Origin of the sequence: Arthrobacter sp. AG367 (genome assembly GCF_007828995.1) — a bacterium.
GTDB lineage: Bacteria > Actinomycetota > Actinomycetes > Actinomycetales > Micrococcaceae > Arthrobacter.
In genome coordinates this window covers 381,840-403,604 of record NZ_VIVE01000002.1, presented here as the reverse complement: position 1 = coordinate 403,604, position 21,765 = coordinate 381,840, and the positions used below count along the sequence as shown (strand labels likewise).

Genomic DNA, 21,765 nt, shown 5'->3' with positions numbered 1-21,765 from the left:
AAGCCCGGTTCCGGCAGGGGAGCCGGGCTCTCGCAGCTTGCACGTCTCTCAACCTGGATGAACTTGGCTCCCCTGTACTCCCGGTTCGGGGGTGTTGTCGTCTTCATACTCCGTAGCGTCCGCGAGGCGGCGCCCCGCAATGTACCCAAAGGTCAGCGCGGGGCCCAGGTTGATTCCGCCAGCCGGGTAGTGCCCACCCATGACTGAGGCCTGGTCGTTGCCCGCAACGTAAAGGCCGCTGATGGGCTGGCCCTGCGTATCCAGGACCCGTGCGTGGTGATCGGCTGCGAGTCCGGCAAAGGTACCGAAGGATCCGGGGACAATTTTCACTGCGTAGAAGGGGCCCTTCTCCAGGGGACGCAATGAAGGGTTGGGGGTGTTTCCGGGGTCGCCGCCGTACCTGTTGAACTCGGTCTCTCCGCGGTTGAAGTCGGGGTCGATGCCCAGGCGGGCATTGGCGTTGAAGGCTGCCACTGTGGCCGTGAGCCCTTGTGGATCAATCCCGCATGCTGCCGCCAGTTCCTCAAGGGTGTTGCCCTTCTTGAGGTAGCCGGACCGTATGTACGGGAAGAGAGGCACCGGCAGGGGTTTCGCCATGCCCAGGGGGAACTTCCGCACGAACGCGGCATCGGCGATTAGCCACGCCTCTACGGGCTCACCCTCGGGGGTCGCATTGAGCAGGCCTTCAACGTAGTCGTAGTAGCCGTTTGCCTCGTTGACGAACCGCTTGCCATCCCGGCGGACTCCGATGCTGCCCGGCTTGGCACGGTCCATGATGTGCGGAAACGTACCGGTCCGTCCGTTCCGGTACGGGACCAGCGACACCGGGCACCATGCAGCGGGCGACGCGACATCGGTCTCGAAGCGTGCCCCAATGGCCTGGGCCATGGTGATGCCGTCCCCGGTGGTTTCCTTCGGTGCCAGTGTCCAATGCTCCCGGCCCGTGGGGTTCCCGGGGAACAGCGCCTTGCGCCGGGAGATGTCATTGGGGAAGCCGCCTGCGGCCAGGACGACGCCGCGGGAGGCATTGATCTGCAGCTCACCTTGCGGGGAACTTACGACGGCGCCCGTCACCGTGCCGGAACCGTCGGTAAGCAGGTGCTTGGCCGGGGTGGAGACGCGGATTTCCGCCCCCAGGTCATCTGCCGACTTCAGCAGGCGCCCGGTGAGGGCCGTGCCGTTGACAAGCTGCATGTTCCGGCGGTGTGTGAGGAGGTCCAGGAGGTGGAAGCCCACCCGCCAACCTGCATGGACGATGCCCCTGATGTTGCCACGGGAGGCGGAGAGGAACTTGGTCAGGTCAGGACCCGCCATGATCCCCATTCCAAGGAACGAGGTTTCGTAGAGCTGGTGGCGCATCTTGGCGCGCAGCTCTGGCTTGATCCGGCGGGCGTTCATTGGCTTGGGCCCCACTGAGCGGTGGCCGGCGCCCGCGCCCGGGGTGTTGCCGTAGATGTCCTTGATCTTGGTTCCCGGCACGAACTGGAGGCTTGTCTTGTTCTGGAAGAAGCCAACCATGTGCGGGACCGCTTCCAGAAAGGCCTCTACCCGCTCCTCCTGATAGTTCCGGCCGAGACAGTGGCGCAGGTACGTACGGAACAGTTCCCGGTCCTCGGCGACGCCGTCGGCTTTGGCCAATGGATTTCCCGGCGTCCAGGCCCACCCACCGGACCATGATGTGGCCCCGCCGCAGACCTCGGCTTTTTCCACCACAATGACCTTTAAGCCGTGGTAGGCAGCCGTGACGGCGGCGGACAGGCCGCCGGCCCCGGAGCCGACCACCAGGACGTCGCAGTCTATCGTCGGCAGGGCAGATGAAGGTGTTGTTGATGATGCAGTCATTTCGGTGCTTTCTTAATGGAAGAAGGTATCGGAGTCCAGGCGCGGCGGCGCGCCGGTCTCCAGGGCGTCGATGGCCTCAAGCTGTTCCGGTGCCAGGGCAAAGCCGAAAACGTCCAGGTTCTCGCGCTGGCGTTGGCCGTCCGCGGACTTCGGCACCGCCACCCGGCCGTGCTGGACATGCCAGCGCAGGACAATTTGGGCGGGGGTTTTGCCGAGCTGCCGCGCCGGTCCGGTCACCGCAGGATGGCCGAGGAACTTACCGTTGCGGCCCAACGGGCTGTAGGCGGCAGTGACTATCCCGTGCCGACGGTGCCAGGCCAGTTGCGCCGGCTGGCCGTGCTCGGGGTCCACCTGGACCTGGTTCAGCGGGACGGCAAGGCCTGCGTCCTGAACGAGCCGTAGATGCGCCGGCTTGAAGTTGGAGACGCCCCAGGCCCTGATGGAGCCGTCATTGACAAGTTCCTGCAGTCCTTCGCAGGCTTCGACGAACCTCCCCTGGGTTGGGTTGGGCCAGTGAACCAGGAACAAGTCCAGGTAGTCGACGCGGAGCCGCTTTACAGCCTCGCCGAAGGCATCACGCACTCCGCTGCGGCTGTGCCACCGGCTGTTGAATTTGCTGGTGAGGAAAAGGTCTCCGCGCCCGATACCGCTGCGGCGGATCCCCTCCCCCACCGCTTCTTCGTTGCCGTAGTTCTCGGCCGTATCGATATGCCGGTAGCCGTTGCCGATGGCCTGCTGCACCGCCGCTGCGGCGCCCTCACCAGTCAAGGGCCATGTTCCCAGGCCGACGAGCGGAATGCGCAGACCCGGCGTAAGCTCCGCCGTCGTGATCTCGCTTGTGGTGGCGCTCATGTCGCGGCCACCGCGCGGACAGAGCTGTTCGACTGCCTACTGCCGGCCTGCGCCAGCACAGTGTCAACGCCTGCCTTGAGCCGGCGTGCCCAGCCGAGCTCGCCGAATTCCGCCACGCGCCGGTCCGAGGGCACCTCCGCACTGACCGGAAGTCCGGACGGCACCGCGGCAACCGCCTCCGCAAGGCCGAACCCGCCCTCGCCGGGAATCCCGCGCTCACACCGCGACTCTAAGACCAGCGCCTCACGGCTGACCGGCTGTGCTGCCGGCCCGTCGCACAGCTGCAGGAGCGGCACGAGGTCCGCGTTGGCGCGCAGCTCCTTCCACTGGGCGGCCGCGCCCGGACCGCTGCAGCGGTTGAAGTGGAGGGTATCCACCACGATCCCGCAGCCCGCCTGTCGCGCGATGCCAGCTGCATGGGCGATGGAGGCGACCGGCTGGTAGGAGATCGCCTCCAGGGTGGGTGTGATGCCGAAACCTCGACCGTCCTCGGTCATCCGCGCCAGTGTGTCCGTCAGGCGGGTGCTGTCCGGATCGCCGCCGGCCACCGTCAGGGAACTGGCACCGAGTGCGTGGCCGGCTTCCATCATCCGCAGCCACGCGTCGCGCTGGTCGCTTCCGTCAAGAAGCAGGAATTCGATGTCCCGTACGCCGACGCCCGTGTCCTGGATCCGGGCCAGCGTTTCGCGCAGCATCGGTGAACCGGGCTGCAGCTCGTAACGCCGTTCGGACGGCGTTACGGGCCGGACCCGGACGCCGACGAAATCAAAGCCCGCCCGGGCTGCCACGCCCACAAGTTCAGGCGGGGCCGTGTTCAGCAGGGACAGCTGGGCCAGGCCGATGGGCCTGTGCGCATTTCCGGTCATGACGATGCTCCGTTCAGGCTCAATTCGGTGTTTGCGGCGGCGCCGGACGCCAGCAGCCCGGCGATCCTCTGCGCTGCGTCATAGCCGCTCTTGACGGCGTTGGAGGCAATGGCCGGGGCCTGGTCCGCCACGGTCCCGGCCAGCGTCACCGGCACGGTGGCCTGGCGGCCCAGCTCTCCGTCCCGGATCTGCGCCGGGACGGACCCGTCAAGCGGAACCACGGAGCGCGAAACCAGGAGCGGTCCCGGCGCGTCCAGCCACTCCCCCTCGGGAGCCAGGCCCGGACCGCTGATCCGGACCCGGCCGCCGTCGTACTCTTCAATCGTCGAGCCAAGCCGGATCCGTACCCGTGGGTTGGCCTCAAGCCGGGGCACGGCCAGGATCTTGGCCCTCCGCCCGGATTCCGGCGCGATGGCCTCCTGCGGGCCCACCAGGAGCACAGCCGTCCCCCTGTGGGCCAAAGTGTCAGCGACGCTCATGGCGACGGAGTCCGCTCCCCAGATGGTCACGGCATCAGGGACTTCACTGTCTGACGGACTGGCGCCGAGAACCTCCGGGTGCTTGGCGAGCCACTCGCGGACATCCATAACGTTGGCGGAGTCTGCCCCGGTGAATCCTGCCGCGGGTCGGAGACCCCCCGTTGCCAGCACGACGGCGTCTGCTTCCATGCCGCGGACAAGGTCGTCCAGGCGGCCGGTATTCACGTGGACCCCCAGCCGGACATCGATGCCCAGCCGTGTATTCTCCTCCGCGGACCATTCGGCAAAACGGTGGAAGTCCGGCGTGGACTTCATCCGCTCGGCGAGGGCGAACTGACCGCCCGCGCGGGCGCCGTCGTCGAGGACGGTCACCTGCGCTCCCGCTTCAGCAAGTTCCCGGGCTGCCGTAAGGCCCGCAGGGCCGGCACCCACCACGACAACGCGGGATCCTTCGCGAACGGCAGGTGTGGGAACGGGAACGCGGGAACGTCCCACGGCCGGGTTAACGGTGCAGGTCACCTGGCCGAGCCCCAGGTTGTCGATGCAGACGTTGCAGGCGATGCAGGGACGGTAGCGGCCGCCCTGGAGGACGCCGCCGACGAAAGCCGGGTCGGCGTGGATGGCGCGGGCAAGGCTGACGAAATCGCAGGTTTCCTCCCGGAGTACTTCTTCGATGATGGCCGGGGAGTTCAGGCGCCCCGCCATCCCAAGGGGCAGGCTGAACTGTCGGTACGCCTTGGCGTAGTCAGCGAGGATTCCAGGCTTCCATTCGCCGGATTGCACAATCCATTCGCCGGCTTCATAGCTGCCGGCGGAGAGGTCCAGGAAGTCCAGGTGCTCCAGGTGGGCCCTGGCGATGATGGCCACCTGCTGCTCGGCGGTGATGCCGTCCGCTGGACCTTCAACAACTGACACCCTCATGCCCACAATGGTGTCCGGGACAGCCGCCCGCACTGCATCGATGACCAGGTTCATGAAACGTTCCGGGGCGGCGAATTCATCCGTGCGGTGGTTGGAAATGGGCGACATGAACTGATGGATCAGGTAGCCGTGGGCGCCGTGGATGTTGATGACGTCGAACCCTGCTTGGACCGCCCTGCGGGCGGCGTGGGCGTAGGCTTCCGCCAGTTCGTGGCACTCTTCCACAGTGAGTTCACGCGGAACCTCGCCGCCGGCCACCTCGCACGCCACCGGTGAGGGCGCCACGTTCCGGAGACCGGACACGGCGGCCTGGGCGGTGCGCCCACCATGGTTGAGTTCGACGGCGGCCAGCGCACCTTCCGCGTGCAGGGCGTCCGTGAGTCTGCGCAAACCCGGGATCATGGCATCACTGTGCAGGCCCAGCTGGTGGGTGCGGCCCTTGCCGTCGGCGCGGACATACGTGGCCTCGGTGGTGACCATCCCCAGCCCGGCTTTGGCGCGGGTCACCAGATAGTCGATGTACTGCTCGGTGATCCGGCCGTCGGCGGTTCCGTAATTGCGTTCCATGGGAGCGGAGGCGAGGCGGTTACGGAGAGTTTTTGGGGTGCGGCCGTTGCGGCCCAGGGTGAGCGGACGGGCGGCGTGGCGTGTGTTGGATTCCATGACGTTCCTTAACCTGCAACCCGAACACGGGGCAGGGTATCTGACGGCAGTTGGGTGAAGTGGACGGGTTTGCCGGTACGGGACGATTCGTAAACCGCCAGCAGGATCCGCAGGGCCTTCGTGGCGTCCCGGCCTGTGATGGCCGGTTCGCCTCCTTCACGGACGGCCCGGACAAAATCCTTGACCTGGGAGGTGTGGTGGGCGATGAGTTGGCCATTGATCCTTTCCAGGGGAACGTTCGCCTGCATTCCTTCCGGGTAGGCAGGCTCGGTGCTGACCGTCCCGGATACTGCCCACAGGTCCACCCGCCCGTCGCTGCCTTCCGGGAATTCGGTGAGGGACGCGGAGGCACCGGTCTCCCCCGTGATCCTGACCTGCACGCCAAGGCTCGGGGACACCGCCGTCGACGCTTCAAGGGTGGCCATGGCACCGGAGGTGAAGGTAATGACGGCCGTCGCTGAGTCCTCCACTTCGATGTGCCCGCCGTGCTTGTAGGTGGTGATCTTCCCGTAGACCTCTGCCACATCTCCCATGAACCACTGCAGCAGGTCGATGTAATGGATGGCCTGGGTCATCAGGACGCCGCCGCCGTCGTTGGCCCACGTTCCGCGCCAGGCATCCCGGGAGTAGTACTCCGCTTCGCGGTACAACATCACCGAGCATTGGCCCATGATGGGCCGGCCCAGCGTGCCGTCGTCAATCGCTGCACGGATGCGCTGCGCGGCAGGCCAGAACCGGCGTTGGAAGAGGACGCCCAACTTCACCCCGGCATCCCCGCAGGCCTTCACCATCCGCTCAGCCGATGCCAGCTCAATGGCGATGGGCTTTTCACAAAGAACATGGACGCCTGCCGCAGCGGCCTGCAACACCACATCCTCATGGGTGGGGTGCGGCGTGCAGACGGAGATGATATCCAGGCCCAGGTCCAGGAGCTCCCGGACGGTGCTCACTGCCGCCGGGATCCCCCACGCCCCGGCAGTGCCACGCGCACGGTCCAGGTCGATGTCGCAGACCCCGGCGATGGTGACGTGGTCAAGGGCGCGGAAGGCCTCCAGGTGGTTGCGGGAGATTGCGCCGCATCCTGCGATTCCAATCCGGAGAGGGCGGGCGGTGGGAGGTGGTGCGGTGTTCATCGACTGGTGCCGTCTTTCTGGTGCGGTGGGAAAGTGTGTGGGTCCGGGCGGCCGGCTGGTTCCGGCCTAGTAGGTGGCGCGGCCGCCGGACAGGTCGAAAACGAAGCCAGTGGTGTAAGAGGCCGCCGGCGAAATGATGAATTGGATGAGCGAGGCCGCCTCGGCGGGCGTGCCGAACCTGCCCATCGGGATTTTGGCGGCCTGGGCTGCCTGTTGTTCCTGCGGAACTTCGGCGAAGAGCGGGGTTACAACATTGCCCGGGGCGAGGGCGTTGACGGTGACCCCTGACAGCGCAAACTCCTTGGCGAGGGACTTGACCAGGCCCAGGATCCCGGCTTTGCTGGCGGAGTAGGCGGCCATGTTGGCCACGCCTTCCTTGCCGGCTGTCGAGGAAATGTGGAGCAGCCGGCCGTAGCCTGCTTCTGCCATTCGCGGCAGGACGGCCCGGGAGACGATGAACGCCCCGGTCAGGTTGATCCTGATGATGCGTTCGAAGTCTTCCACGGACATGTCCGCCGCAGGGGACACGGGACCCAGGATGCCGGCGCAGTTCACCACCGCGTCGAGCCCTCCCATGTCCTCCGTTGCGGCGGACACGGCCGCAGCAACGGACCTCGGGTTGGTGACGTCCATGGCCAGTGACGAGGTCCCGGCTTCTCCGGGCCAGGTGGCCGAGGGCAGGTCGGCGCCGACCACCGCCGCCCCGGACGCCCGAAGGCATGACGCCGTCGCACGCCCGATGCCGCTGGCTGCCCCGACCACCAGGCAGCGGGACCCGGTGATGGTGGCCGGTGCCTGGCGTGTCATCGGCTAACCGCCCGTCGGAAGTTGGCAAGCATGCGGTCAGCGTCTGCGGGAATCCCGGTGAAGAGTTCGAAGGCGGCGGCTGCCTGGCCAACCACCATGCGGCCGCCGTCAAGTACAGCGCAGCCCTTGCCACGCGCTGCCCTGATCAATTGGGTTTCGAGCGGCCGGTAGACCACGTCCGCCACCCACAGGCCGGGGTGGATGAGGTCCGGATCCACCGGTGTACCGGGGTGGCCTGTCATGCCGATGGGCGTGGAGTTCACCAGCCCGTCGGCCTCCCGGAGGCTTCCGGCGATGGCATCCGTCCCGCTCACTGACAGCTGGCTGCCCGGGAAGTGCCGGGCGAGCCTGGCGGCGAGATCTTCGGCCCTTGCCGGTTCAATATCAGCAATGACCAGGTTCCTGGTTCCGGCGCTGAGCAGCCCGAAGGCCACTGCCGCACCGGCTCCCCCGGCACCGATCTGAACCACCGAGCCGGTCGTTGCGGTCGGAAGGCCGGCCCGGAGACCGCCGATGAAGCCAACGTGGTCCGTGTTGTGGCCCACCGCCCTTCCGTTGTGGAAAGTGACGGTGTTGACGGCACCGAGGATCCGGGCTTCGGGTGAGAGTTCGTCGAGGCCGTCCTGCACCAGTTGTTTGCTCGGATGGGTGATGTTCAGGCCGTCGAATCCGAGGTCTGCTGCGCGCCGCACCAGTGCCGCGGACCGCTCTGCGGGTTCTCCGATGACGTCCAGATCGATGACTCGGTACGTGTAGGAAAGGCCCAGGCTATCGGCTTCCGCTTCATGTAGGGCCGGGGTCAGTGAGCCGCCGATCCCCGATCCGAGCAGTCCGACGACAAACCGGTGGCCGGTATCGGCTTCACGTGGTTGGAATGACCACAGGCCAGGCAGCGCGAGCTGGCTCATGCCTGCACCTTGGCGGTGGCTGCCGCAGGAATGGCGGACGACGCCGGGTGGCGCGCCAGGTCAGACTTCTTCAGTCCCAGCTGGGCAGTTGGAGTCTTGAAGGTCTCGGGTGCCATCAGCGCAGCGACCGCGGAGATGGCACAGGCCACCGCGGCGAAGGTTGCGACCGGCACCCAGTTGGCTTTGTCCCCACCGATCAGCAGCTCGGAAATGACCGGGGCGAATCCGGCCAGGAGCAGTCCGAACATGAGGCTGATGGCCATGCCCGAGTACCGGACCCTGACCGGGAACTGCTCCGGGAAGTAGGCGGGGTAGATGGAGTTGGTGGACGTGTAGGCGACACCGATCAGCAGGATGCCGGTGAGGAAGATCAGCGGGACGTTCGCGGCGGAGAGGGCCATGAAGAACACGTAGATCATGCCGATCTGCAGCAGCAGCCCGGAGACGAAGACGGGTTTGCGGCCGATCCGGTCCGACAGCATGCCTGCCAGCGGACCCATGGCGACGGCGGCAAGGTTCGCGACGGCGATCACCGTCAGCATGAGTCCCTTTTCCACGCCGACCACCGAGGTGGCGTAGGAGAGGGCGAAGACGTTGATGATGGTGTTGATGATGGTGAACAGCGACATTGCCGTGACGCGGATGACGGTTGCCCAGTGATGCCGGAACAGCGTAACAAGCGGTACCTTGACCACTGCGTCGTGCTCTTTGACTTCCTCGAAGACGGCAGGCTCTTCGAGGAGGCGGCGGAGGATAAAGGCGATGACTGTGACTACTGCGCTGGCGAGGAAGGGGATGCGCCAGCCCCAGGAGAACAGCTGGTCTTCGGGCATGGATGCCACCGGAATAAAGACAAGGGTGGAAAGCACGATGCCGAACATGATGCCGCTCATCGTCCAGCTGGTGTAGAAGGCGCGCTTCCCGTCAGGGGCGTGCTCAAGGGTCAGTGAGCTTGATCCGGGTGATTCGCCGCCCGCCGAAAGTCCCTGCACAAGGCGAAGAACCACGATGAGGATGGGCGCTGCCATCCCGATTTGGCTATAGGTAGGCAGGCAGCCGATGAGGAAGGTCGAGGTACCCATTAGCAGCAGGGTCAGGAGCAGGACCCGCTTGCGGCCGAACTTGTCGCCGAGGTGCCCGCAGACCACTGCTCCGAGCGGGCGGGCGATGTAGGCGACGCCCACCGTTGCAAAGGACAGCAGCATGGCGGAGGGACCGGGCGCGAAGAACAGCTTGCCGAAGATCAGCGCTGCCGCGGAGCCGAAGATGAAAAAGTCGTAGTACTCAAGTGCGCTGCCCACGAAGCCGGATACGGCCGCGATTTTCGCGTTGTTTTTGGGGCGTGCTGGAGCCGATGTCGACACTGACATGGAGTTCCCTTTCTTGTGGTTCGCCGCTTGATGCGGCTGCTCCATCCAGTGTGGCTGTCATCACTTAGCTAGTCCACGACTAAAATGATCTATCACTATGCTGCTATTCCACTAAGTGGAGTTAGGTGCCGTCAGCGGGGAACCTCCGGAAAGATCTCCTCGACAACTCCGAGCACAGCGGCCAGGACGGCTGAATCGTTCTCCGCCGACCACGCGATGGCATGGTTCATGAAATGCGGCGGGTCATCCAGGGCCACGTATGTGGCTCCGGAGGGAATGATGCCCGCTATCCCGCTGCTCATCAGGGTGACCCCCACACCGGCGGCGACGAAGGTCAACACCATGTAGGGGTCTGACAACTCCTGGACGATGCGGGGACGGAATCCCGCCGCCTGGCAGGCCGCGAGCATCACGTCGGTCATTGACGATGAGCCATCCAGCGGCGGGGAAATGAAGTCGTCGGTTGCCAGTGACTTCAATGGGATGGACTGTTCCTGGGCCAGCGGATGGTCCAAAGGAAGTACCGCGCCGACTTCCTCACTGGCAACCAGCCTGGTCATCACCGACGCTGGCGGGGATTCGGGAAGGCCAACGAAAGCAAGGTCGAGAGCGCCCTTCGCGACGCTGGCCAGTCCATCAGCCGTTCGGACCCGGCTGGTGAGGTCCATCTTGATGTCGGGATAGCGACGCCGGACGGCGCGGGTGAGCGGCGGAAGAGTGAGATGGTTTACGGCACCTGAGAATCCAATCCTGATGTTGCCACGGACGCCCGCCTCCTCGGTCTGGGCCGCCTCCCGGGCAAGGCGCATTTCGTGGAGCACACGGTACGCCCGCGGCAGCAGGGCATACCCTGCCGGTGTGAGGGCTACGCTTCTGGTGTTGCGTTCAAAGAGACGCGTCCCCAGGTCCGCCTCCAGCTTCCGGATGGTCTGGCTCAGCGGCGACTGCGAAGTGTGCAGGCGCTGTGCGGCACGGCCGAAATGCAGTTCTTCGGCAACCGCAACAAATGCTTCCAGCCAGCGGATCTCTGTCATATCTTCAGAATTTACTCTTTCGTGCCTATTACCGTGGGCGCGCAGCTTTCGCAGACACCGGCGCTCCCCCATGCGCAGGAACCTGGCCGGTCCCCAAGGACCGGGTTTAGGCTGGGCGGATGTTGACCATCGGAACCATCGTCCTCGGCGTCAACGACGTTGCCGCCGCCACCAACTTCTGGAACGCCGCCATCGGCTACGTCCCGCGGGAACCTGGCGACGACACGTGGGTGACCCTCGTGCCGGCGTCGGGCCCTGGCGCGGAACTGTCCCTCCAGCTCAGCGAAACGCCCGTCCAGGACCACCCGCGGATCCACCTGGACCTCTACGCGGATGACCAGGCTGCGGAGGTTGACCGGTTGGTCTCGCTGGGCGCCCAGCGGGTGGACTGGGACCTGTACCCGGATGACCCGGACTTCGTGGTCCTGGAGGATCCGGACGGGAACCGGTTCTGCGTCATCGACAAAAGCCCGCGATAGCGCCGTCACCGGAAACAAGCCCGCCGCCGGCACCACTACTTCCCGCGCGACACTGTCAACGCCGGCTACCTGCGGGAGAGCGGCAAAAACACCTTCTGGCGCGGCGTCACCATCGGAGGACTGGCAGTCAGGCAGGAAGGACGACGGCGGGTGGGCACCCGCCGTCGTCCTTCCTGCTTTGATCCCGGCCGTCAGCAGCGGGCGGCCGGGCTAGGAGTTCCGGCCGCCCGCGCGCCTGTCAGCGCTGGTTCTTGCGCGGCTTCACGATGTTGAGTATGCCGCTTTCATGTTTCGCTTTTTTGTCGGCCCGTTTTTCAAGAATCGACTTGCCGACCTTTTTGGCAGCGGAGCCCCTGGGAGATTTTCCGGACATCGGAATCACGCCTTTCCTTGCTTGCGATACCCGCCACCCTACGCCGTTTTATTTATTTATCCAGCCCTCCCAAAATCGCCCCACGCAGCCGCCTCCGCCTGCCCTGCGGCGGGGTCTGGTCATTTTCGGAGCGGAGTACAAAAACATTAAATTGATGATTCTGCTGATTTGGGCATGGCGCCGAAATTTCCGAAATTGCCGCAGGAAAACCACCCACTCAACGCCAGAATTCAGTGAGCTGCGGGGCCAGCTTTTCACCGTGGCTGAACCCAGCCCGGGCCGCGGCAGGACGAAGTGACAGATCCATGGCGTTGGCGCCAAACATGTGCTCGGAACCGCTGTCCGGGAAGACCGTTTCCACCCTGCTCCCACCTGCAGTCAGCTCCGCCATCTGCGCGGTGAGCTGCATGCCCCATTCGAGCGGCATCCGGGTCCTGCCGCCAAAGGGCGAAAGCACCAGGACGCGCCCGTGCCCCGCGGCAAGGTCGGCGTTCTCGTTGCGCCGGTAGCCGCCGTCGATATAGCGCCTGTCCCCGATCCCGTAGGCGAACCCGCTGGCACAGCTGGCGGCGACGGCGTCCACCAGGTCCACGCCGCTGTTGCGGTCGAAGACGGCCGGTTCGCCGGTGCGGGCATCGACCGCCGTAATGAGCAGCCTGTGCTGCGGCCACTCCCGGATTGGCAGCCGGCTGGCGACGGTTTCGCGCCACCGCCCGGTGGCGTCATGCGCGGAAGCGAGGTCCAGCGCCAGCGCGCCCATCCTGCGGCGCATGTCGGCTGGATCTGCAGCTGAGGCGATGATCCGGTCAGTCCGCTCGAGGTGGTCGGACACCGGCCTGGCGGGACTCACCCCAGCAGCTGCTCCGGCCGGAGCCGTTCGTTGCTGCGGCGCAGCGTCAAGGACGGCCGCATAGAGTTCGGCGGGAGGGGCGCCGGCGATCTGGGCTGCAGCTGTTGACCCGGCGGAGGTGCCGATGACCAGCTCGGCGCCGGTCGCGTCCAAACCGGCATCCGCCAGCCCGGCGAGGACGCCGATCAGCCATGCATTTCCTGTTGAGCCGCCGCCGCCAAGGACCAGTGCGCGCCCGGAAGACACCGCAAAGGTGCCGTGCGGAGTTAAAGAAGGTGTTGAGTTCATGGGAGTCGCCCTTCGCGAATTGCCTGATTCGGCGCTCCCGGTGGCGACTAGTTCAGCCGCTCGATCGTGGACTGCGGGGAGCGCCCATTGCGGATACAGCATTCATGGGTCTCACCTCCTGCGGCCTGGTCACAATCAGCGGAATCTTGGCACACCTGCGGGGCCGGGCGCAACGGGTAAATTTGTAGCGATGATTTTGATTGAGCGGGACAGCCCCGCGCGTGATGACGTCCGTCTGCTCCTGAGCGAGCACCTGGCGGACATGTTCGCCACCTCGCCCGCCGAAAGCGTCCACGCGCTGAACCATTCCGCGCTGTCCGCGCCGTCCATCTCGTTCTGGACCGCACGCGAGGACGGCGCGCTGCTGGGGTGCGGCGCCCTCAAACTTTTGCCCTCCCCCGCCGGCGCCGCAAGGCACGGCGAGATCAAGTCGATGCGCACCACGGCAACGGCGCGGGGACGGGGTGTGGCCACCCTCATGATTCGGCATATCCTTGAGGACGCCCGTGCCCGGAACCTTGGGCACGTCTTCCTGGAGACCGGAACAGAGGATTACTTCGCGCCCGCACGGCGTCTCTACGCCCGGCACGGTTTCACCGAGTGCCCGCCCTTCGCCGACTACGTCCTGGACCCCAACAGCGTGTTCATGGAGCTGAGGCTCCAGGCGTAGACGCCCCCTTACCGCGGAAAGTGTTTGGGGGCGCCGCTGGATTCGCGGGGAATGAGCGTTGGAAGGGATTTCCGTATGCGCGGTTCCTTTCCGGGATTCATAATGAGGTCGATCGCGGTGGCGGCGATCTGGTCCAGGGGTACCCGCACGGACGTCAGGGGCGTGGAGAGCCTGGCAGCCAGGGGGATGTCGTTATAGCCCACGAGGGCCAGGTCTTTCCCTATCTCGATCCGGTGATGGTGCGCCGCGGCAATGACCCCCATGGCAATGTTGTCATTGGCTGCGAATATGGCTGTGGGTCGGTTTCCCGCAGTGTGTCCAAGCAGGGTTTCACCTGCCGAATATCCGTTCTCGATGCCGTATCCGGCCGCGATCAGCCATTCTTCGCGCGGCTGTATCCCTGCTTCGCTCAGTGCTTTCCGGGCTCCTGCCAGGCGTGCGGTTCCGGTTGATGTGAAGGCGGGACCGGTAACAACAGCAATGTCACGGTGACCGAGGTCGATGAGGTGGCGTACGGCGAGGTAGCCGCCGATCTCGTCGTCTCCGAGCGCGGAGGGGCTGATACCGTCGGTGCGCAGCACCAGCGCATGGGCTACCCGGCGCTCACGCAGCCGCCGGGGGAGTTCGTCATCGAGCCGTGCCGTGGCGAGAATCAACCCGTCGACGTTTCTGTCCAGGAGTGTTTCGGCTGCGCTTCGTTCATCCTCAGGGTCATCCCCACTGGTAGCGACCATGGCAAAGTAGCCACGGGCAGATGCCGCCTTCTCGAGCTCTTCAAACATCAGGGCCATGACGGTGTCGCTCAGGCGGGGAACCAAGACACCCAACGTCCGGGTCTCGCCGCGGCGAAGACTTGAGGCGAAGGAATTCCGCCGATAGCCGAGCTCCTCAGCGATTTTCCGGACGTGTATTGCGGCCGCTGAACGGGACGGGGTGCGTTCATCCAGGGCCCGGCTGGCCGTGGAGATGCTGACGCCACTGGCAGCTGCGACGTCCTTCAGGGTAACGATCGCGCCGGGTAAGGCCCGTTCCATCGCGGTTCTCCTCTTCAGCAAGGGTGTAACAGACACTCTATTCCTCCAACTTGCAAACGTTCCCTTGACAGTGAGCTGCGACACGTGCAAACTTGAAAACGTTCCTGCAAACGTTCCCATACTAGCGGAACTGCCAACTATCAAAGAAGAGAAGAAGGTAGCTGTAATGACACTCGATCTCCGCGGACTCAGCCCCGCACCTGTCACCCCGTTCACCGAAGATGGCGCTGTCGACTTCGCTGCGATCCAGCGTCTGGGTTCGTGGCTCGGATCGATTGAGGGCGTGAAGAGTCTCGTCGTCTTGGGCCACGCCGGCGAAGGCACGTTCCTTACCGAAGAGGAGCAGCTGGACGTCATCCGCGCGTTCGTGGCGTCCACCGACGGCCGCATTCCGGTCGTGGCGGGCATCACGAAGGAGGGCAACAAGACCGCGGCCCTCGAGGCCAGGAAGGCCGTCGAGGCCGGCGCGTCAGCTGGTCTCGTCTACCCCTCGCACGGGTGGCTGCGCTTCGGATACCAGAAGGGTGCCCCGCAGTCGCGCTACCAGGAGATCTACGAAGAGTCCGGCCTGCCGCTGATCCTCTTCCAGTACCCCGACAACACCAAGGCGACCTACGACCTCGACACCCAGCTGGAGATCGCCGGCCAGGAGGGCGTCTTTGCCACGAAGAACGGTGTCCGCAACATGCGCCGGTGGTACACCGAGATTCCCGCACTGCGCGCCGCGTACCCCGAGCTGCAGGTGCTGTCCTGCCATGACGAGTACCTGCTCCCGACAATGTTCGATGTCGACGGTCTGCTCGTCGGCTACGGCAACATCGCCCCCGAACTGCTCGTCGAACTGATCGAGGCCGGCAAGGCGCAGGACTACAATCGTGCCCACGCCATTCATGAGCGGCTGCTGCCAGTGACCAAGAACGTTTACCACCGCGGCTCCCACATGGAGGGCACCGTCGCCTTGAAGTGGGGCCTGGTGAACCGCGGTATCCTCGAGCACGCAACAGTGCGCACCCCGCTCCTGCCCCTGCCGGAAGGCGCCGAGACCGAAATTGCGGAAGCCTTCGCCGCCGCAAACATCGGCAAGGTCACCGCCACTGTCTGATCCACGGATCCTGAGGATGGCGGGGACAACTCCCGCCATCCTCCCCTAGGCTTTAGCCATCTCCACTCTTGGTCAATGAGGACCCCAGCACCGCGCTGGAGAAGGAGGACTCGCAATGCGCGAGCCGAACAACACCACCACCATGGCTGGCGGCCCCAACGCCGCCCGGATAAATGCAGAGCTCGTAGCCCGTCTCGAAAGGCTCCCGCTCACCCGGCGCCTGACCCTGATCCGCGTGATCATCGGGTCCGCCACGTTCTTCGACGCCTATACCGTCCTGGCCATCGCCTTCGCCATGCCGCAGCTGTCCACGGAATGGCACCTGACGGCCGGGGAGATCGGGATGATCCTGTCAGCCGGATACGTCGGCCAGATCTTCGGCTCACTCTTCTTTGGCCAGCTGGCCGAAAGGATCGGCAGACTTCCCGTCCTGCTCATCACCATCCTGCTCTTCGTCTCCATGGACGTCGCCTGCCTGTTCGCGTGGGGCGCCGCGTCGATGATCGTCTTCCGCTTCATCCAGGGCATTGGAACCGGTGGTGAGGTCCCGGTGGCCAGCGCCTACATCAACGAATTCGTTGGAGCGAAAAAGCGCGGCAGGTTCTTCCTCCTCTACGAGGTCATCTTCCCCGTGGGCCTCATGTTCGCCGGCATCGCCGGGTACTTCCTTGTCCCGGTGGTGGGCTGGAAGGCGATGTTTATCGTCGGCATCGTCCCCGCCCTGCTCACCATTCCCATGCGCTGGCTGATGCCCGAATCCCCCCGCTGGCTCGCCTCCCGGGGACACGTCAACAAGGCAGACATGGTTGTCACCATGCTGGAAAATGAAGCCCGAAAAGCAGGCCACGCCCTTTCCGAGCCCGTTGTGCGCCCCGTGGACCCGAAAGCGACCGCCCGGACCGACTGGCGCGAACTCTTCTCAGGCATCTACCGCAAACGCACGCTCATGATCTGGATGCTTTGGATCTGCGTCTACATGGTCAACAACGGCCTTATCACCTGGCTCCCAACGCTCTATAAGCAGACCTTCAACCTCCCGCTTCAGGCCAGCCTTGCCTACGGCTGGGTGACATCGGCAGTAGGCGTCGTGGCGTCCATCCTGTGCGCGCTCCTCATCGACCGCGTGGGCCGCAAGCGCTGGTACTCATGGGCATTCCTCGCCGCTACGGTCCCGCTGGTAGTGCTCACCGCCCTCGGCGCCGTCTCCGCCACGCAGGTTGTGGTGTTCGCCAGCATCGCCTACGCCATCCTCCAGACCATCTCGTTTTCCCTCTACCTCTACTCGGCCGAGCTCTACCCGACGCGTCTCCGCGCCATCGGCACCGGATTCGGAAGTGCCTGGCTTCGGGCAGGCTCCGCGATCGGGCCCATCCTGGTCGGCTGGATCGTGGACAATTACGGGGTCAGCTACGTCTTCACGGTCTTCGCCGCAGTCGCGCTCATCGGTGGACTGGTCACCATCTTCTTTGCCATCGAAACCAAGGGCCGGGTCCTCGAGGAACTCTCGCCCTGACCCGCACCACAACCACAAAAACAAGGAAACGTACGACGCCGGGTGGGCACCCGCCGTCGTACGTTTCTGTTTGCCAGGTCTACAACTGGCCGGTGGGGCCGCTGTCCTTGACTTCGCCACGCCAGCCTCCGGTTTCGGTGCCGCGCGATTCAACGAAGTCCTTGAACTTGCGCATGTCCGCCTTGACCTGCATCTTGTCGATCTTCAGCGCCGCGCCTGCCTTTTCGGTGACGGTTTCCGGGGCCCATTCGAAATGGACTTTGACCTTGGTGTGAGTAGCGTCCAGCGGCGTGAACCTGACGATACCGGCATGCGACTTGCCGTCGACGCTGCGCCAGGCGATCCGGTCATCGGGCTCCTGGTCGACAATTTCAGTGTCGAACTCCCGCCTGACGCCACCCACCTTGGTAACCCAGTGGTTGGTGGTGTCCGTCAGCTGGGTTATCGATTCCACTCCGGACATGAACCGCGGAAAGGATTCGAACTGGGTCCACTGGTTGTAAGCGGTACCCACTGGGACGGCGACTTCAACGGTCTCTTCAACCTCTTCGAAGTGTTCCATCTGCTTCCTCCTTATGACGGACGGCCGCAGCGACAGACCGGCAGCACTGGCCTTCCTGCCAGTCAGGCAGCCGCCACCCCAGCACGATAAGTCCGGCAGCTATCTGTGTCCAGAGCCTTGGAATTCCCAAGCGGACGACGGCGGGTGGGCGCCCGACGTCGTCCGCTTCCGGTTGGTGCCTACCCGCTGAAGGCGACCTTTTCCCAACTCAGGACGTCCTCACCCGTGGCGCTGTTGCCGGCCACAGTGAAGCGCACATAGTCCACGGCGTTGTTGGCGCCGTCCACGGTGATGCGCCGCAGGTTGTCCGCTGGGGCCGAGCCGTAGATGCCCAGCCACGGCGATCCCGCGGCGAGGGGCTGGTTCTCCGCGAAGACGTGGCTGTCACCGTTGATGAGGTAGACCGGTGCGTCGAAGTGGTTGGTTTCCTCGACGATCGCCTGCACGATCCCGCGGAAGCCGGAGACGGTTTCGGGATTGGCGGTGGCGTCGGCCAGGAGGGAAGGGTCGAACATGTCGGCCTGCTGCATGAGCACCACCGAGCGCTCATTGCTGCGCCTGGCGTCGGCGAAGGTCTGGTGGATCTGGGTGATGACGGCGTCCGTCCGGTGCTCCACCTCCGCCAGCTGCTCCGGGGTGGGTTCTGTCTTGCCCAGGCCCGTCCACGGCAGGAGGGAGTTGTTGCTGCCCTGGACGTTCAGGACGGAGAAGGCCACCCGGTTCTTGGTGAAGCGGACGTCCTCGGGCAGGCCCAGGTTCGCCTGGGACTTCACCGGCATGGTGGCGCCGAGTGTCTTGCCGGGCTGGTTGAAGAAGACCTCCCGCAGTTTGTCCAGGCGTTCCAGCGGGTTGTAGGCGCCGTTGTTGGCGCGGTGGCAGTCCACCCATTCGTTGTCGCCAGGCGTGTAGACCAGCGGGTGGGTGAAGGTGTCGAACTGGGAGCGGATGTAGGAGAAGTACCCGTCGGAGCAGACGGAGGAGCCGTTCTTGATGTCGCCCACGTGTGCTACAAACTTCAGGTCCTTGTCGGCGTTGAGGTCCTGGATGCGGGACGGGAACTTGGCGATCTCGGTTGCGCCGTAGGGGATGTCGCCGATCGCGGCGAAGGTGAAGGCCTGGTTGTTGTCGCTGCTGCTGTCCGCAGCCTGTATTCCGGCGAATGCGGGCTGGGACGCAAGGAGGCCAAGCGCCAGGGTGAGTGCCGCCGTCGTAATTTTCAAAGTCTTTGTGGGCATGTGATTGCTCCTGTTTCTGCTAAATGCCTAGGCGCCGCGGGCGGTGAGGAACTGCTGGAGGCCGGCGAGGTCGTCGGTGTTGATGTGGTCCACGCCGGCGTCGGCCAGTTCGGTCCAGACGGCGTCGCGGGCGGCGCCGGGCTGGTCCGGGGTGGCCCAGAAGCGGACGCGGTAGCCGTTGGCGTGGGCCGTGGCAACGAAGGCGCGCAGCTTGGTCCGCTCGGATTCGGGCATGGGGCCCACGCCCTGCCAGGTGAAGAGCTTGGTCCAGTTGTCGCTGACCAGGGGCATCAGGGCGGCGGGGAGGCCTGAGGCGAGGTCCGTAGAGCGGCCGTCGTAGAAGCTGAAGCGCTGGGTCTGTGCCTGCATGGTGGCCAGTGGGCGGTTGCCGCTGATGACGGCGGTCACCGGGCCGGTCTTGACGTTGCCGTTGGTGTAGCGGCTCATGATGCCGCGGTGCTCGGACAGTTCCTGTTCGACGGCGGCGTAGGTGGCCTCGCCTTCGCTCTTGATGTCGATCAGGAGTTGGAGGCTGCCGTCCCACTGGGGGTAGACGCTGTGGCCGGGCTGGCTGCGGACCAGGTCCTGGAGCGGGTCGAGGTAGAGGCTCTCGAGCGTGACGCCCTGCTTGGCGTCGGCGAGGTCGTGGGCCACCCGCAGTTCGCCGTCCACAAGCCACACGTCCGCCTCGACGCTGGTGAAGCCGTGCTCCAGGGCGTCGAACAGGGGCCGGTCATGCTCGTAATCATTGTGGGCGTGTGTCCCGGCAAGCGGCTGGCCGACGACGACGGGAGCCGGCCTGGGTGCCTCAGCCGGGGCTTGAGTCTGCGCCTGGGCGGGGGCTACGGCTGTCCCGGCAAGGGAAGCGAGGATGGCGACGGTGGCGAGGGTGCTTTTCACGAACACGGAGTACTCCTGGTGCGTCGGGGATGTCTGCCCGGCCGGGGTGTGACGGGCGGAAGGGTGCCCGAACAGCTTGCTGTGCCTGCTGGAACGGTTTGGAGCGCTTTGGTTGATGGTGGGTAAACGGAAGGGAACAACAGGCCGGTCCCTACAGGACCGGCAGCCTGCTTCCAAGACCGGCACGGATGTCTACTTCACTTCCAAGACCGGTACGGATGATTGCTCCACGTGGCGCCGTGGTTGGACGCGGTCCTGGCTGTGCCGGGGCGCACACCAACGGAGCACGCCGACGGAGAGCATGAATACCCCGGCTATGACGCAGCCAGATAATCCACGCATACTGCTTCCAAGAGGCTTCCTTCTCCGGGCAGGAAGCCCGGCGGCCACAGTGGCGGTTCCCGGTCCGGTTGTTCGGCGTTGTATTGGCGCCCGGTGGGCGAGATCCAGCCGGGTGGTTCGTTCCTGGCGGTTGGTCCGGGGCTCCAGCCCGTTCGGTGCTTGAGCCTGTGGTGCTTGGGGCACAGCTGACCCAAGTTGCTGATTCCGGTAGTTCCGCCATGTTCCCAGGCTGTGAGGTGGTCTGATTCATTATCCAGGCTGGCGTTGCTGCAGCCGGGAAAAGTGCATTTTCCATCGCGCATCCGCAACCACCGCTTCAGTGATTCCGGGAGGCGGTAGCTGGTCCGGCTGATTTCCAGCGGTGCCCCGTCCCGGGGATCCACGAGGACCCGGTAGAACGAGCCGGCACCTTCCGTGACGAGCCTTCGGGCCATCGACGCCGGGATGGGTCCGTAACCGTCAAGCTCTGCGGGCTCGTCCGCGGTTCCGAGGAGTGAAAACACCGGCACGGTGACCAGCACGTCGGCTTTAAGGGAGGGCGCCGCGCCAACTGCCTGGGCTGGATTGCCCAACAGCAACCCCGCAGCCACATCCGCCCTGAGCTGGGCAAGCGTCCGCGGTTCATCCGGGCCCTGCAGGCCGCGGGCCATGGCGGACATCCTGTTCCAGACCGCGCATGCCGTGTCCGCCCGCATGTACAGCGAGACCCATGCCATTCCGTCCCGGTCCAGGGAGTACTCCATCCGCCGGTCCCCTGCGCACTTCGCGTGCCTCGAATCCAGGGACTCCGGGTGATGCCGTTCCCGCCAGGAACGGACTTTCCGACGAAACCGGGCCGGCACCAATTCGCCAGCAGCGGCTCCCCTGGCCGCGTTCGGTGCATCCGGGTCAAGGAAGTGAGCCTCCAATGAAGCGGCCGCAGCGGGGTTGAGGCCAGAGGTTTCGTCCACAAGGATCCGTGCGTGCTGCCAGGAAATGCTTCCGTCCTGGAGCGCATCCAGCGTCGACGGCAAAGAGCTGGTCAGCGCCTGGGCTTCCCCCAAAAGTGCAGACGCGGCACGTTCACCGATGGTGAGGACGCAGGCAACCTCTGCCACCAGGCTCATTTCCCGCGCCGACGATTCATAGGCACTTTGCGCCGGCCCTTCCAACGCCTCTGATGCCTCTGCGTAACCGGCCAGCAATTGGACCTTCGCCGCGGCTGTGGCAGCTTCGATCCGGGCCACCACCGCCAGGCCGCCCAGGCAGGACTCGGAAAGTTCCCGCAGAGGATCATGGCCAGAGAGGCCGTCACCACGAGCCGACGCTTCCGAGGAACGGGCAAGGACTCCGGCCAACTCGTCCACCAGTCCGGCCAGGGAGGTGACGGCGGCCGGCAACCCGGCCCTGCGTCCCGCGTCCACAACCGCTCCGGTTTCCATACCCAAATGCTGTCACTGGGGTCTGACATTTCGAGTTCCACCCACAGCAGAACCGAGTATCCGTCATCGCGCCCGCTTCGGTTCCCCACCCGCCAGGGTTTTGCACTCCGGTCGGTCATGG

At 65.2% G+C, this 21,765-nt stretch carries 20 protein-coding genes; 4 read left to right on the top strand and 16 right to left on the bottom strand.

Annotated features, from left to right (window positions below):
* Window positions 1-48 precede the first annotated feature (48 nt).
* From FB478_RS08905 to FB478_RS08865, 9 genes are all read right to left on the bottom strand, one after another.
* On the bottom strand, window positions 49-1,842 hold the full coding sequence (locus FB478_RS08905; protein WP_056391566.1) for an FAD-dependent oxidoreductase: 1,794 nt from the start codon (window positions 1,840-1,842) through the stop codon (window positions 49-51).
* A 12-nt stretch (window positions 1,843-1,854) separates the two neighbouring features.
* Window positions 1,855-2,694, bottom strand: a complete 840-nt coding sequence (locus FB478_RS08900) for an aldo/keto reductase (protein ID WP_056391568.1) — start codon at window positions 2,692-2,694, stop codon at window positions 1,855-1,857.
* Window positions 2,691-3,560 carry a sugar phosphate isomerase/epimerase gene (locus tag FB478_RS08895; RefSeq protein ID WP_056391569.1) on the bottom strand — a complete coding sequence of 290 codons (870 nt, stop codon included), beginning with the start codon at window positions 3,558-3,560 and terminating at the stop codon, window positions 2,691-2,693. Before FB478_RS08895 ends, FB478_RS08900 begins: the two co-directional genes overlap by 4 nt.
* Complete coding sequence (locus FB478_RS08890; protein WP_056391572.1) at window positions 3,557-5,623, bottom strand: FAD-dependent oxidoreductase; 2,067 nt, start codon at window positions 5,621-5,623, stop codon at window positions 3,557-3,559. Before FB478_RS08890 ends, FB478_RS08895 begins: the two co-directional genes overlap by 4 nt.
* Before the next feature lie 8 nt (window positions 5,624-5,631).
* Window positions 5,632-6,756 carry a Gfo/Idh/MocA family protein gene (locus FB478_RS08885; protein ID WP_056391575.1) on the bottom strand — a complete coding sequence of 375 codons (1,125 nt, stop codon included), beginning with the start codon at window positions 6,754-6,756 and terminating at the stop codon, window positions 5,632-5,634.
* Between the two features lie 66 nt (window positions 6,757-6,822).
* On the bottom strand, window positions 6,823-7,563 hold the full coding sequence (locus FB478_RS08880) for an SDR family NAD(P)-dependent oxidoreductase (protein ID WP_056391576.1): 741 nt from the start codon (window positions 7,561-7,563) through the stop codon (window positions 6,823-6,825).
* The gene (locus FB478_RS08875; protein ID WP_018770651.1) at window positions 7,560-8,471 is read right to left on the bottom strand and encodes a shikimate dehydrogenase; all 912 of its coding nucleotides are present in this window, start codon (window positions 8,469-8,471) and stop codon (window positions 7,560-7,562) included. Before FB478_RS08875 ends, FB478_RS08880 begins: the two co-directional genes overlap by 4 nt.
* Entirely contained in the window at window positions 8,468-9,841 is a 1,374-nt protein-coding gene (locus tag FB478_RS08870) for an MFS transporter (protein WP_018770652.1), read from the bottom strand. Before FB478_RS08870 ends, FB478_RS08875 begins: the two co-directional genes overlap by 4 nt.
* Before the next feature lie 131 nt (window positions 9,842-9,972).
* Window positions 9,973-10,875, bottom strand: coding sequence for a LysR family transcriptional regulator (locus FB478_RS08865; RefSeq protein ID WP_144600225.1), 903 nt, complete (start codon window positions 10,873-10,875; stop codon window positions 9,973-9,975).
* 119 nt (window positions 10,876-10,994) lie between these two features.
* Between FB478_RS08865 and FB478_RS08860 the strand changes: the two genes are divergently transcribed.
* A complete protein-coding gene (locus tag FB478_RS08860; RefSeq protein WP_144600224.1) occupies window positions 10,995-11,354 on the top strand; it encodes a VOC family protein in 360 nt (119 codons plus the stop codon).
* 238 nt (window positions 11,355-11,592) lie between these two features.
* Here the strand turns inward: FB478_RS08860 and FB478_RS21110 are convergent, their stop codons facing one another.
* Complete coding sequence (locus tag FB478_RS21110) at window positions 11,593-11,736, bottom strand: hypothetical protein (protein WP_155845608.1); 144 nt, start codon at window positions 11,734-11,736, stop codon at window positions 11,593-11,595.
* Between the two features lie 208 nt (window positions 11,737-11,944).
* Window positions 11,945-12,865, bottom strand: coding sequence for a patatin-like phospholipase family protein (locus tag FB478_RS08855; RefSeq protein WP_144600223.1), 921 nt, complete (start codon window positions 12,863-12,865; stop codon window positions 11,945-11,947).
* A gap of 190 nt (window positions 12,866-13,055) precedes the next feature.
* Between FB478_RS08855 and FB478_RS08850 the strand changes: the two genes are divergently transcribed.
* Window positions 13,056-13,535, top strand: coding sequence for a GNAT family N-acetyltransferase (locus tag FB478_RS08850; protein WP_144600222.1), 480 nt, complete (start codon window positions 13,056-13,058; stop codon window positions 13,533-13,535).
* Window positions 13,536-13,543: 8 nt separating this feature from the next.
* Here the strand turns inward: FB478_RS08850 and FB478_RS08845 are convergent, their stop codons facing one another.
* The gene (locus FB478_RS08845; protein ID WP_144600221.1) at window positions 13,544-14,569 is read right to left on the bottom strand and encodes a LacI family DNA-binding transcriptional regulator; all 1,026 of its coding nucleotides are present in this window, start codon (window positions 14,567-14,569) and stop codon (window positions 13,544-13,546) included.
* A 166-nt stretch (window positions 14,570-14,735) separates the two neighbouring features.
* Between FB478_RS08845 and FB478_RS08840 the strand changes: the two genes are divergently transcribed.
* Together FB478_RS08840 and FB478_RS08835 are read left to right on the top strand one after the other, a co-directional pair.
* Window positions 14,736-15,671 (top strand): dihydrodipicolinate synthase family protein, encoded by a 936-nt coding sequence (locus FB478_RS08840; RefSeq protein ID WP_144600220.1) that lies wholly within the window; start codon window positions 14,736-14,738, stop codon window positions 15,669-15,671.
* A 115-nt stretch (window positions 15,672-15,786) separates the two neighbouring features.
* Window positions 15,787-17,184 carry an MFS transporter gene (locus tag FB478_RS08835; protein WP_018770661.1) on the top strand — a complete coding sequence of 466 codons (1,398 nt, stop codon included), beginning with the start codon at window positions 15,787-15,789 and terminating at the stop codon, window positions 17,182-17,184.
* A gap of 79 nt (window positions 17,185-17,263) precedes the next feature.
* Here the strand turns inward: FB478_RS08835 and FB478_RS08830 are convergent, their stop codons facing one another.
* The 4 genes from FB478_RS08830 to FB478_RS08815 all read right to left on the bottom strand — a co-directional run bounded on the left by FB478_RS08830 (window position 17,264) and on the right by FB478_RS08815 (window position 21,644).
* Window positions 17,264-17,746 (bottom strand): SRPBCC family protein, encoded by a 483-nt coding sequence (locus FB478_RS08830; protein WP_018770662.1) that lies wholly within the window; start codon window positions 17,744-17,746, stop codon window positions 17,264-17,266.
* 179 nt (window positions 17,747-17,925) lie between these two features.
* Window positions 17,926-18,981, bottom strand: a complete 1,056-nt coding sequence (locus FB478_RS08825; protein WP_144600219.1) for a hypothetical protein — start codon at window positions 18,979-18,981, stop codon at window positions 17,926-17,928.
* Window positions 18,982-19,008: 27 nt separating this feature from the next.
* The gene (locus tag FB478_RS08820; RefSeq protein WP_144600218.1) at window positions 19,009-19,887 is read right to left on the bottom strand and encodes a phosphatidylinositol-specific phospholipase C/glycerophosphodiester phosphodiesterase family protein; all 879 of its coding nucleotides are present in this window, start codon (window positions 19,885-19,887) and stop codon (window positions 19,009-19,011) included.
* A 308-nt stretch (window positions 19,888-20,195) separates the two neighbouring features.
* Window positions 20,196-21,644, bottom strand: coding sequence for an HNH endonuclease signature motif containing protein (locus tag FB478_RS08815; protein WP_144600217.1), 1,449 nt, complete (start codon window positions 21,642-21,644; stop codon window positions 20,196-20,198).
* Window positions 21,645-21,765: the final 121 nt, after the last annotated feature.